Genomic DNA, 11,895 nt, shown 5'->3' with positions numbered 1-11,895 from the left:
TTCATGACAAAGATTTTTTTTCATTGATTTTTATGATAAAATATAGGAAGCAGAAAAGGAGGAGGAAATGGACGAATCAAGAGAGTTGAATGCCGTTATTGATGTCATTATGTTAGCTGGAACCATTCTCTTAAAAAGCGGTTCGGAGATTTATCGGGTTGAGGACACCATGATCCGTATTGCCCATTCACAAGGGATTATGGATTGCAATGTACTTGCCATGCCAGCAGCTATTTTCTTTTCTATTGAGAATACCAATATTTCTCGAATGAAGCGGGTGACATCATCCTCCTATAACATCGAAAAAGTCTGTGATGTCAACCAAGTATCTCGAGAACTTGTGGGTGGCCAGATTGATCTTTCTACAGCCTTTACAAAGCTCAAAGAGATCGGGAATCAACCCCTTCCTTATAGCAAGTTCCAAGTGACCATCGCAGCGACCCTCAGTGCCCCTTTCTTCTCGATTATGTTTGGGGGAAATGTCTATGACGCATTTGGTGCAGCCGTTGCGACCTTGTTTGGTTTTGCTTTCTCTCTCTATATAGAGAAGTTTGTCCGCATTCCTTTTGTAACCGCCTTTGCAGGAGCCTTTGTTTTCGGCTTGATTGCCCAGTTCTGGGCCCGCTATACAGGATTTCCTTCGACGGCAGACTTGATCATAGCGGGAGCCGTCATGCCCTTTGTTCCAGGGATTGCTCTGACAAATGCAGTTCGGGATATCATGACCAACCATATCAACTCTGGTATGAGCAAGATGTTTGAATCTCTGCTCATTACCCTCGCTTTAGGGGCTGGCACTTCTGTCGCCCTAGTTTTGATGACATAAGATGACTCTAACAAGTATTTTACTCCAAGCAGTGGCGAGTTTACTCGCCATTATCACCTTTCTAATCGTACTGAATGTTCAACGCTCTATGCTCCTACCTGGTGGTGTTCTGGGAATGGGTGTCTGGCTCCTCTACCTTGTACTTAAAGAACCAACCAATGTTATTGTTGCGACCTTTATCGCAGCGGTGGTTGGTTCTTGCATCAGCCAGATTCTAAGTATTGTCTATAAGACGCCAGCAGCAGTCTTTGTCTTGGCCATTCTTGCCCCCTTGGTGCCCGGTTATCTATCCTATCGAACGACAGCTTTCTTTGTGACAGGCGATTACAGTCATGCCCTTACCAGTGCAACGCTAGTAGTTATGTTGGCTCTGGTCATTTCCATCGGGATGGCAAGTGGAACAGTGATTCTAAAGCTTTATTACTATATCCGAAAACAGCGAGGCATATCCTCCTAATGTCGTCAAAGCAAAGACTTGATTTGTTGAATCAAGTCTTTTTTCTCTCATTTGTTCCTATTTGTGATAAAATAGAATAGAACGATTTTTTACAATGAATGAAAAAACAGAGGTAAATATGACAATCGGTATTGATAAGATTGGTTTTGCGACCAGTCAATATGTCTTGAAATTACAAGGCCTAGCAGAAGCAAGAGGAGTTGATCCGAATAAATATAGTAAGGGTCTCTTATTAAACGAAATTAGCATTGCACCATTGACTGAGGATATTGTTACCTTGGCAGCTAGTGCAAGCAACTCTATTTTAACAGACAAAGAAAAAGAAGAAATCGATATGGTCATCGTGGCGACTGAGTCAGGTATTGACCAGAGTAAGGCTGCGGCGGTCTTTGTTCACGGTCTATTAGGTATCCAGCCGTTCGCTCGCAGTTTTGAAATCAAAGAAGCTTGTTACGGAGCAACAGCTGCCCTCCATTATGCCAAGTTGCATGTGGAAAATTCTCCAGAGTCTAAGGTCTTGGTCATCGCCAGCGATATTGCCAAGTATGGTGTAGCGACTCCGGGTGAACCAACTCAGGGAGCTGGGAGTGTGGCGATGTTGATTACGCAAAATCCGCGTACCATGGCCTTTAACAATGATAATGTTGCCCAAACGCGTGATATTATGGATTTCTGGCGTCCGAACTATTCAACTACTCCTTATGTAAACGGCTTGTACTCAACTCAGCAATATCTTGACAGTCTTACGACGACTTGGGATGAATACAAGAAACGCTATGACTGGACTATGAATGATTTTGCGGCTATCTGCTTCCACTTGCCTTATCCCAAATTAGCCCTAAAAGGCTTGCGCAAGATGATGGATAAGACTTTGTCTCAGGAAAAAAAGGATAGTCTGCAAGAAAACTTTGATAAGTCCATTCTCTACAGTCAGATGATTGGGAATATCTACACAGGTTCCCTCTTCCTTGGGCTTCTCTCCCTTTTGGAAAATGCAGAAAATTTGAAAGCTGGAGATAAAATTGTCCTCTACAGTTACGGAAGTGGAGCGGTTTCAGAGTTCTTTAGTGGAGAACTGGTTGAAGGCTATGAGGCCTACCTTGATAAGGATCGTTTGACCAAACTCAAGCAACGTACAGCATTGTCTGTGGCAGACTATGAAAAAGTCTTCTTTGAAGAGGTGCAGTTGGATGAATCTGGTTCAGCCCAGTTTGCAGGTTTTGAAAATCAAGACTATGCCTTGGTTGAAATTCTCGACCACCAACGCCGTTATAGCAAGGTTGAAAAATAATGAAGTTAAGTTGGAATGGATTTTCTAAAAAGTCATACCATGAGCGCCTTGAGTTACTGAAAGCTCAGGCGCTCCTTAGTCCTGAAAAGCAAACCAGTCTGGAGCAGGATGAACAAGTCAGCTTGGCAGTTGCAGACCAGTTGAGTGAGAATGTAGTGGGAACTTTTTCTCTGCCTTATTCTATCATTCCAGAGCTTTTGGTGAACGGTCAGGACTACACAGTTCCCTATGTGACAGAAGAACCCTCAGTGGTTGCTGCGGCGAGCTATGCTAGTAAAATCATCAAGCGAGCAGGTGGCTTTACTGCTCAAGTACATGAGCGCCAGATGATCGGTCAGATAGCCCTTTATCAAGTTGCTGAACCTGAACAAGCGCAAGAGAAGATTGCCAACAAGAAAGCGGAGCTCTTGGAACTTGCTAATCAAGCCTATCCTTCTATCGTCAAACGTGGTGGCGGGGCGCGTGATTTGCATGTAGATCAGATCAAAGGTGAAACAGACTTTCTCGTTGTTTATCTCCATGTCGATACTCAGGAAGCCATGGGAGCCAATATGCTCAACACCATGCTGGAAGCCTTGAAACCAGTCTTAGAAGAACTCAGTCAGGGACAGAGTCTTATGGGAATTTTGTCCAACTACGCGACCGATTCTCTGGTGACTGCAAGCTGTCGTATCGCCTTTCGCTATTTGAGTCCCCAAAGGGACCAAGGACGAGAGGTTGCGGAGAAAATAGCTTTGGCTAGCCAGTTTGCACAGGCTGATCCCTACCGAGCAGCTACTCACAATAAAGGGATTTTTAATGGTATTGATGCCATTTTGATTGCCACTGGTAATGACTGGCGTGCCATCGAAGCTGGGGCCCATGCCTTTGCAAGTCGGGACGGACACTATCAAGGTCTCAGTCGATGGAGTCTAGATAGGGACACAGAAGAATTGGTCGGTGAGATGACCCTACCCATGCCGGTAGCGACCAAGGGTGGCTCAATCGGTCTCAACCCACGTGTAGCCCTCAGTCATGAACTACTGGGAAATCCTTCTGCCAAAGAATTAGCTCAGATTATCGTATCCATCGGTCTCGCCCAAAACTTTGCGGCCCTCAAAGCCTTGGTAAGCACAGGAATCCAGCAAGGCCACATGAAATTACAGGCCAAATCCTTAGCGCTCCTAGCTGGTGCTAGTGAGTCTGAAGTTGCTCCCCTCGTTGAGAGGCTCATCGCAGATAAAACCTTTAACTTAGAGACAGCCCAGCGCTATCTCGAAAACTTAAGATTATAAAAAACTCAGACGAATCAGTCTGAGTTTTTTTGTGTTTAAATACTTTTTCCAGGTAATAGAGTAACGGGTAAGAAGTAACCGGTTGTCGCGACCTCTTTACCTTCAATCTTCTGTAAGAGAAGATCGACAGTGAGTTGGGCAATCTCTTTCATAGGCTGCTTAATCGTTGTCAAATGAGGATAGTAGTTCTCGATAAAGTAAGTTCCATCATAGCCGATGACCTTGAGCTCATCAGGAACAGAAATTCCCAGCTCTTGAGCAATTTTGATAACTAGGATAGCTGTCAAATCATCCGAAGCAAAGATGGCATCTGGTTTCTGATGGGTCAAGATATTTTTGATTTCCATTTCTTTTCTGACGGGAGAAAAGTCACTCGAAACATTGATAATAGGCGCTTTCGGGAGAACAGAGGCAAAGCCAGCATGGCGCAGTCCAGTCGGTGAGTTAGAGTTGTCATTTCCTGTAATCATGATGATAGATTGGGCGCCTGTCTTGATCAAGGTTTGGGCGGCGAGAACCCCGCCACCGTAGTTATCAGAGGAGACGACAGGGATGTCTGGTGATAGATTTCGGTCAAAGGAAATGATCGGCGCCGTCACACGATTGTAGTCTTCGATTCCCAAGTTGTGACTCCCAGAAATGATACCGTCCACCTGATTGGCCTCCAGCATTTCAATGTACTCCCGTTCTTTTTCAGAGTCATGCTCGCTGTTACAGATGATGGTCTTGTAGCCATTTTTGAAGAGTTGGTGTTCCAACTTGTCAATCAACTCCGCATAAAAGACATGACTGATATTTGGGAAAATGAGTCCAATCAACTTGGCAGATTTTCCTTGGAGGCTTCGAGCCAGATTGTTGGGTTTGTAGCCCAATTCTCGCATGGCTTCATTTACCTTTTGAATGGTTTTCTCAGATAGATACCCCTTTTTATTGATGACCCGTGAGACGGTAGTGGGGCTGACGCCTGCAAGTTTTGCGACATCAGTTAGTTTTGCAACCATAATCTAATTCATAGTAAGTTCCAGTTGGGTTTCCAGACTTGATGAGGATACCATTTTGGTCCGCATGTGGGAAGACACGACCAGAAAATACTTTTTCTCCTTTATTGATGAAAATTTCAAAGACTGACTTGTCTATGAAGATAGTGGCAGTAGTAGCTTGGTTATCAATAGGGCAAGAACGAGTCGTACCAAATTCTTGGGCGTACTGTTCACCAGCATGACTACGATCCACTGTCACCTGTCCATTGACAAGGTCAAAGTTGATTGAAAGGCCCTTGCCTTCTTTATCAGCGAGCAAGACAATCTCGCTTTGGCTATTGGCTTCTAAGTTGAGCTCGAGTTCATAGGTGTTATTGGTTTGAGTACGATTTGAGAAGACCTCTTCAGAAGAATGAAGTTCTTTGACGGCTGAGACAGGGTATTGGTAGAGTTTGCCATCTTTGATAGTGAGTTCTTTGACCAATGAGAAGGTTCCTTGATGGTCAAAACGGTCAGATGGATAGGAAACATCTGGCAGTCCAAGCCAACTTACTGCCAATGCACGTCCATCTGGAGTGTTGAAGGCTTGCGTTGCATAGGCTTCAAAACCATAGTCTAGATTTTGCAATGGAGACACATCGACCATTTTGGCATTTTCAGGATCAAAGGAAGCCCCGATTTTGTACATGTTTGGATAGATATTGTCATAGTCTAGAACAGCCTTATCCAATCCTTGTGGACAGTAGAGAAGGACAGGTTGCTCCCCTACAAAGACTAGATTTGGACATTCCATCATGTAGGCAGTACGGTCGTTAGCAAAGTCAAGGTCGCCAACTGATTGCCAGTTTGTGTAGTCATTGTCCACAGCCTTGTAGAGACGGACGAAGCCTTTTTTCTCCAAGTCCTGTCCACCGACGATGGCATAGTATTGACCTTTAAAGTTAAAAATTTGCGGGTCGCGGAAGTGGTCAGTAGAGTCTGCTGGTTGGTCAATCAAGACCTTGTCAATCTTAGTGATCTTGCCACCTTTGTCCAAAAGAGCGCCAATTTGGTAAGGGTGACGAATCCAGTTTTCATCACGGACATTTCCTGTATAGAATAGGAACAACTGATCGCCAAACTGCATAGCTGATCCAGAGTAGGCCCCGTGGCTATCGAGTTTTGTATCAGGCAAGACTTTGACATTAGTTTCTGTAAAGTGCACTAAATCATCACTTTCAAGCTGCACCCAAGACTTCAACCCATGGGCTGCACCAAAGGGGAAGTTCTGGTAAAAGAGAATCCATTTGCCATCGAAATAAGAAAAGCCATTTGGATCATTGAGAAGTCCTGTTTTTGGCTCGACATGGTAACGAGTATGCCAAGGAGATTGTGCCATCTTTTCCTTGATTTGCTTGATTTCATCATTAGACCAGTCTTCATAGCGTCTATAACGGCGCTCAGTTGTCCATTCCATTTTATCTTTCCTCCATAAGTTCTATTCTATTATTAATAGTAAACGTTTTCGGAAAAAAAAGCAAGCCTTTTATGTTAAAAAAGAGAAAAATATGTCAAACGATTGCCAGAAATCAAGTAAAGGAAATCTGGCAAATTTTCACGAAAAAATGAAAGAAAATGTAAATAAAAACCTTGATTTCTCAAGTTTAAAGATATTTTTTGAGGAAAAAGAAAAAATCCCTCAAAAACGAGCAAGAATAATCAGGCACAAAAGAAAGGAAATAAAAAATTCTGCAAAACGCTTGACATATTTTGGAAACGTGATAAAATAATAGTCGTAGGGCGAATAAAATCGCTTTCAAACAAGAACAAAATTTTATAAGGAGATTTTTGCAAATGAACAATCAGGATATTGCAAAAAAGGTCATCGAAGCCCTTGGCGGACGTGAAAATGTCAACAGTGTAGCCCACTGTGCGACTCGTCTACGTGTCATGGTCAAAGATGAAGGGAAAATCAATAAGGAAGTGATTGAGAACTTGGATAAAGTTCAAGGAGCTTTCTTTAACTCAGGGCAATACCAAATTATCTTTGGTACAGGTACAGTAAACAAGATGTACGACGAAGTGGTTGCACTTGGTTTGCCAACATCTTCTAAAGAAGACATGAAAGCAGAAGCTGCTAAACAAGGAAACTGGTTCCAACGTGCTATCCGTACTTTCGGTGACGTCTTTGTGCCAATCATCCCAGTTATCGTAGCAACTGGTCTCTTCATGGGTCTTCGTGGACTCTTGAACGCTCTTGGAATGACACTTCCAGAAGATGTTACCATTTACAGCCAAATCCTCACAGATACAGCCTTCATCATCTTGCCAGGTTTAGTTGTGTGGTCAACCTTCCGTGTATTCGGTGGCAACCCAGCTGTTGGTATCGTCCTCGGTATGATGCTGGTTTCTGGCTCACTTCCAAACGCTTGGGCTGTAGCATCAGGTGGTGAAGTAACAGCTATGAACTTCTTTGGCTTCATTCCTGTTGTTGGTTTGCAAGGTTCTGTTCTTCCAGCCTTCATCATTGGGGTGGTCGGAGCCAAGTTTGAAAAAGCTCTCCGCAAAGTGGTTCCAGATGTCTTGGATCTCTTGGTGACACCGTTCGTGACACTTTTGGTCATGTCTATCCTTGGACTCTTTGTCATCGGACCAGTCTTCCACGTTGTTGAAAACTACATCCTTCTCGGAACAAAAGCGATTCTTGCCTTGCCGTTTGGTCTTGGTGGTTTGGTCATCGGTGGGGTTCACCAATTGATCGTCGTATCAGGTGTACACCACATCTTCAACTTGCTTGAAGTGCAGTTGCTTGCTGCGGACCATGTGAACCCATTCAACGCTATCATTACTGCAGCGATGACAGCTCAAGGGGCTGCAACTGTTGCCGTTGGTGTTAAAACGAAGAATCCTAAACTAAAAACACTTGCTTTCCCAGCTGCTCTTTCTGCCTTCCTCGGTATTACAGAGCCTGCTATCTTCGGGGTGAACTTGCGCTTCCGTAAACCATTCTTCCTTTCATTGATCGCTGGTGCTATCGGTGGTGGATTGGCTTCTATCCTTGGACTTGCTGGTACTGGTAATGGTATCACCATCATCCCTGGTACAATGTTGTACGTTGGTAACGGTCAATTGCTTCAATACCTTCTTATGGTAGCTGTATCATTCGTTCTTGGTTTTGCCCTTACTTACATGTTTGGTTACGAGGATGAAAAAGAAGTTGCTTCTGAAGTGGCAACAGAACGTTTAGTCCAAGAAGAAACAACTGGTAACATTCCAGTAGCTCCTCAAAATGAAACAATCCAAACTCCAATTGTTGGGGATGTAGTTGCTCTTGAGAATGTTAACGATCCAGTCTTTTCAAGTGGTGCAATGGGACAAGGGATCGCTGTAAAACCAAGCCAAGGCGTGGTTTACGCACCAGCTGATGCCGAAGTATCGATTGCCTTTGCCACAGGACATGCTTACGGTTTGAAGACAGCTAATGGAGCTGAGATCTTGATCCACGTTGGTATCGATACAGTGACTATGAACGGTGAAGGCTTTGAACAAAAAGTTGCTCAAGGCGACAAGGTCAAAGCTGGTGATGTTCTCGGAACTTTTGACTCAAGCAAAATCGCTGCTGCAGGTCTTGACGACACAACAATGGTTATCGTAACCAACACGGCAGACTACGCTTCTGTGACACCAGTCGCAAGCGGTTCAGTTGTCAAGGGTGACGCTATCATCGAAGTGAAAGCCTAGTCCTCTTCAAAAATCAAATCTAAAAACAAAACGAACAAATATCATGTTTGTTCGTTTTTACTTGGATGGTAAGATTTACAGAGTAAAATCTAAAATATTGAGAAATCTAGCCCTTTAAAATGTGCTATAATAGAGAAAACAAAGATAAGAGGTTTATCATGACAAAATTATATGGAAGCTTAGAAGCGGGCGGTACAAAGTTTGTCTGTGCTGTCGGAGATGAAAATTTTAACGTTGTAGAAAAAACACAGTTTCCTACAACAACTCCTATCGAGACTATCGATAAAACCATCGAGTTCTTTTCAAAATTCGATAATCTTGCAGGTCTTGCCATCGGTTCCTTCGGTCCTATCGATATCGATAAAAACTCAAAAACCTATGGCTTTATCACAACGACTCCAAAACCTCACTGGGCAAATGTAGACCTACTTGGTGCCCTACGTCGTGCCCTCAACGTACCCATGTATTTCACCACTGACGTAAATAGCTCTGCCTATGGTGAAGTGGTTGCTCGTAACAATGCTGGTGGCCGTATCGAAAACTTGGTTTACTACACGATTGGTACAGGTATCGGTGCAGGTGTTATCCAACGTGGTGAGTTTATCGGTGGTGTGGGTCACCCTGAGATGGGTCACTACTATGTGGCTAAACACCCAATGGATGTGGAGAAAGAATTTAACGGCGTTTGTCCTTTCCACAAGGGCTGTTTGGAAGGATTTGCGGCTGGTCCAAGTCTCGAAGCTCGTACAGGTATTCGTGGTGAAAACATCGAACTCAACAGTTCTGTCTGGGACGTTCAAGCCTACTATATCGCTCAGGCTGCGGTCAATGCTACAGTGACTTTCCGTCCAGACGTGATCGTCTTTGGTGGTGGGGTTATGGCCCAACAACATATGCTGGACCGTGTGCGTGAGAAATTTACAGCTCTTCTAAATGGTTACCTACCAGTACCAGACGTGCGTGACTACATTGTCACTCCAGCAGTTGCTGGAAATGGTTCTGCCACACTTGGAAACTTTGTCCTTGCTAAGAGTGTTGCAAAATAAAATAAACAAAATATCCGCTTGGGAAACCAAACGGATGTTTTGTTTGATGAAAATGTTTTTGAGCCTTTCCTTAAGTGATTACGGACGGTAGCGACTTTCTTCGAAATTCCATACCTAAACTTTGAGCCTAATGTCTCAAAGTTTCCGAACACCTGAAATCTAATGATTTCAGGTGTTTTTATCACGGCGGAAAGGCTAGGTAAGTCCTCAATTCACTATCGAAAAATAGGCATGATTTTCATGCCAAAGTATATTTAGTGTCAGGCTATTTTCTATTCTCAAAACATCTGCCAGAAGAAATCAATAATATAGGTCAAACCATAAGTATAAACCACTAGGGTAAAGGGCTTGGTCAAAACGATGATAATCATATAGCGTTTGAAGGTCATCTTGGTAAGGGCAGCCAGCATACACAGAAAGTCAGCTGGACTGACAGGCCAGATCATCATAAAGATAAAGAACCGCTCGAAACGATTGCCCTTATCTAGCCAACCGATGTATTTGTCATAGGTGCGCTTGCTAACGACCGACTGGACAAAGGCAGCTCCATAGAGACGGACGAGGTAAAAGATAATGGCACAGCCAATCACGATGCCGATATAGTTATAGATGGTTCCGATGATGTGGCCGTAAATAAAGACCCCAGCCACTGAGGTCAAAGCTCCCGGAATGATCGGAACGACGGTTTGTAGGATCTGTAAAAAGATAAAGAGAGGTGGCCCCCAAACCCCAGCTTGCTGGATAAAGGCCGATAGGGTTTCCTTTGACTGTAAAACACCCGCCTGATAGGCCCAAATACAGAAAATCAAGGTGCCGACTCCCCCAACGATAGATGAGATATTGATGACTTGCTGTAGAAGGGGAGAAACAGCTTTCATTTGCTTATCCTGTGACATGTAAACTCCTCATAGATAGTATGATTCTACTATACCATATTTTGATAATAAAGACTAATCTAAGTTCTAGATATTTTAGACCTTATTCTAAGTATCGGATGAGTCAGTTTCCTAAAGTTTAGATGTATTCTAAAGTTGGAATGATAAGAAATACATAAATTTATGAGTATCCTAGGCTTCGAATTGTCTGTCTGAGAAAGTTTTGAGGTCTTCGAGCTTTCGAATAGTCGTTTTTCCTAAAGTTTATATGTATTCTAAAGTTAGAAAAGTTAAAATCTAAAAATAGTAAGAGTTTCTATCTGACAGATGGATATGTTTCCAGTCAGATAGGGATTTTTTGTTTTGGAAATAAAAAATTTGCTCTGAGAAGTACATTTTAGATGGAAATATTGACAGTTCAGAGGAAGGGGGACAAATCTTTTAAAGTAACTGTTAGAATGGATTTATAAATTTAAGGGAAAACTCCTTTTTGAAATAATGAAAAAAGAAAGGTTATCATCATGACAAAAACATTCACTATTCGTCCACTAAGCTATACCAACTTTACCAATCGTGAGTTTGAAAGTCTCATGGTAGACACGGGTCAACTAGTAGAAGTTTTTGCCAAGGCACATAAGGACGAGCCTATGTATAGCAAGCACCTTGATTCCTTCAAGAGCAAGCTAGCAGACTTCCAAGCCCAGCTAGCTACAGTGGAAAAGAAGGAAGCGACCAATCTGACCGAAGTCGATCGCAATCGTGACAGTGCCCTAGTTGGTCTCTTTACTCTTCATCGAGGATTTGCTAAGATCAAGGAGACCAAACTCAAAGAAGCCCATGAGACCTTGAAACCAGTCTTTGCCAAGTACAAGGATATCACCAAGCATAGCAATGATGTGGAAACGGCAGAAATCAAAAGCCTGCTCAAAACCCTTAGCGAAGATCCCTACCACACGGCAGTGACCAGTCTAGGACTGACACCCATGCTGACGGCGGTGATTAGTGCTCAGGAGGAGTATGATATAGTGGAAAGTCAGGCGCGTGCGCATAAGTCTGCCAAGGAAGTCGGCAAGACCAGACAAGTCCGTACCGAACTAACCAGTATCTACGACCTCTTTATGCGCTATACCGCAGCCAGCGCAGAAGCCTATCCAGAAAAAGAACACCTGACCAAACTCCTCAAGGACCTAAATACAATCCGAGATAGCAAGCGCCGATTGACTAGTTCAAGTAAGAAGGATAAGAAAGTTAAAGCAGAAGAAGCAGAACAAGTAGCAGGATAAAAACAAACGCCTTTAGATATATTATTATCTAAAGGCGTTTTTTAGTGGATTCGTGGTATAATATTAGAAAATAGTAGATGAAATCTAATTCATTTTATATGTGTAAATTCAAACGTACTAAAAACTAGTTGATTAAAGATTGG

The 11,895-nt window shown here is 43.2% G+C and carries 11 protein-coding genes; 8 read left to right on the top strand and 3 right to left on the bottom strand.

The window, feature by feature from the left end:
* Positions 1-67 precede the first annotated feature (67 nt).
* From ACVX3R_RS07225 to ACVX3R_RS07210, 4 genes are all read left to right on the top strand, one after another.
* On the top strand, positions 68-826 hold the full coding sequence (locus tag ACVX3R_RS07225) for a threonine/serine exporter family protein (protein WP_458794717.1): 759 nt from the start codon (positions 68-70) through the stop codon (positions 824-826).
* Position 827: 1 nt separating this feature from the next.
* Positions 828-1,283, top strand: coding sequence for a threonine/serine exporter family protein (locus tag ACVX3R_RS07220; protein ID WP_458794716.1), 456 nt, complete (start codon positions 828-830; stop codon positions 1,281-1,283).
* Between the two features lie 118 nt (positions 1,284-1,401).
* Complete coding sequence (locus tag ACVX3R_RS07215; protein WP_458794715.1) at positions 1,402-2,574, top strand: hydroxymethylglutaryl-CoA synthase; 1,173 nt, start codon at positions 1,402-1,404, stop codon at positions 2,572-2,574.
* Positions 2,574-3,848, top strand: coding sequence for a hydroxymethylglutaryl-CoA reductase, degradative (locus ACVX3R_RS07210; RefSeq protein ID WP_458794714.1), 1,275 nt, complete (start codon positions 2,574-2,576; stop codon positions 3,846-3,848). The genes ACVX3R_RS07215 and ACVX3R_RS07210 overlap by 1 nt, the downstream gene beginning before the upstream one ends.
* A gap of 35 nt (positions 3,849-3,883) precedes the next feature.
* Here the strand turns inward: ACVX3R_RS07210 and ACVX3R_RS07205 are convergent, their stop codons facing one another.
* Both ACVX3R_RS07205 and ACVX3R_RS07200 read right to left on the bottom strand, forming a co-directional pair.
* Complete coding sequence (locus tag ACVX3R_RS07205; protein WP_458794713.1) at positions 3,884-4,849, bottom strand: LacI family DNA-binding transcriptional regulator; 966 nt, start codon at positions 4,847-4,849, stop codon at positions 3,884-3,886.
* Positions 4,830-6,284, bottom strand: coding sequence for a sucrose-6-phosphate hydrolase (locus tag ACVX3R_RS07200; protein ID WP_458794712.1), 1,455 nt, complete (start codon positions 6,282-6,284; stop codon positions 4,830-4,832). Before ACVX3R_RS07200 ends, ACVX3R_RS07205 begins: the two co-directional genes overlap by 20 nt.
* 91 nt (positions 6,285-6,375) lie before the next feature.
* Here ACVX3R_RS07200 and ACVX3R_RS07195 point away from each other — a divergent pair, with 91 nt between their 5' ends.
* The 3 genes from ACVX3R_RS07195 to scrK all read left to right on the top strand — a co-directional run bounded on the left by ACVX3R_RS07195 (position 6,376) and on the right by scrK (position 9,594).
* Positions 6,376-6,597 (top strand): hypothetical protein, encoded by a 222-nt coding sequence (locus ACVX3R_RS07195; protein ID WP_458794711.1) that lies wholly within the window; start codon positions 6,376-6,378, stop codon positions 6,595-6,597.
* A 64-nt stretch (positions 6,598-6,661) separates the two neighbouring features.
* Complete coding sequence (locus ACVX3R_RS07190) at positions 6,662-8,548, top strand: sucrose-specific PTS transporter subunit IIBC (protein ID WP_458794710.1); 1,887 nt, start codon at positions 6,662-6,664, stop codon at positions 8,546-8,548.
* 158 nt (positions 8,549-8,706) lie between these two features.
* Entirely contained in the window at positions 8,707-9,594 is an 888-nt protein-coding gene (gene scrK / locus ACVX3R_RS07185; protein ID WP_000164288.1) for a fructokinase ScrK, read from the top strand.
* A 278-nt stretch (positions 9,595-9,872) separates the two neighbouring features.
* Here scrK and ACVX3R_RS07180 read toward each other — a convergent pair whose 3' ends face one another.
* Complete coding sequence (locus tag ACVX3R_RS07180; protein WP_000076177.1) at positions 9,873-10,490, bottom strand: TVP38/TMEM64 family protein; 618 nt, start codon at positions 10,488-10,490, stop codon at positions 9,873-9,875.
* A gap of 500 nt (positions 10,491-10,990) precedes the next feature.
* Between ACVX3R_RS07180 and ACVX3R_RS07175 the strand changes: the two genes are divergently transcribed.
* Entirely contained in the window at positions 10,991-11,752 is a 762-nt protein-coding gene (locus ACVX3R_RS07175) for a DUF6261 family protein (RefSeq protein WP_458794709.1), read from the top strand.
* The last annotated feature ends 143 nt before the right edge of the window (positions 11,753-11,895 follow it).

It is taken from the genome of Streptococcus sp. 517s (assembly GCF_054445985.1).
Note: the sequence above shows the minus strand (reverse complement) of the source record. Positions and strands in the feature narration are given on the sequence as shown.

Bases quoted from the DNA above. Each gene is read 5' to 3' on its own strand.
- ACVX3R_RS07220 (WP_458794716.1), top strand. From the start codon at position 828: ATGACTCTAACAAGTATTTTACTCCAAGCAGTGGCGAGTTTACTCGCC.
- ACVX3R_RS07195 (WP_458794711.1), top strand. From the start codon at position 6,376: ATGTCAAACGATTGCCAGAAATCAAGTAAAGGAAATCTGGCAAATTTT.
- ACVX3R_RS07190 (WP_458794710.1), top strand. From the start codon at position 6,662: ATGAACAATCAGGATATTGCAAAAAAGGTCATCGAAGCCCTTGGCGGA.
- ACVX3R_RS07180 (WP_000076177.1), bottom strand. From the start codon at position 10,490: ATGTCACAGGATAAGCAAATGAAAGCTGTTTCTCCCCTTCTACAGCAA.
- ACVX3R_RS07200 (WP_458794712.1), bottom strand. From the start codon at position 6,284: ATGGAATGGACAACTGAGCGCCGTTATAGACGCTATGAAGACTGGTCT.
- ACVX3R_RS07225 (WP_458794717.1), top strand. From the start codon at position 68: ATGGACGAATCAAGAGAGTTGAATGCCGTTATTGATGTCATTATGTTA.
- ACVX3R_RS07205 (WP_458794713.1), bottom strand. From the start codon at position 4,849: ATGGTTGCAAAACTAACTGATGTCGCAAAACTTGCAGGCGTCAGCCCC.
- ACVX3R_RS07175 (WP_458794709.1), top strand. From the start codon at position 10,991: ATGACAAAAACATTCACTATTCGTCCACTAAGCTATACCAACTTTACC.
- ACVX3R_RS07210 (WP_458794714.1), top strand. From the start codon at position 2,574: ATGAAGTTAAGTTGGAATGGATTTTCTAAAAAGTCATACCATGAGCGC.
- scrK (WP_000164288.1), top strand. From the start codon at position 8,707: ATGACAAAATTATATGGAAGCTTAGAAGCGGGCGGTACAAAGTTTGTC.
- ACVX3R_RS07215 (WP_458794715.1), top strand. From the start codon at position 1,402: ATGACAATCGGTATTGATAAGATTGGTTTTGCGACCAGTCAATATGTC.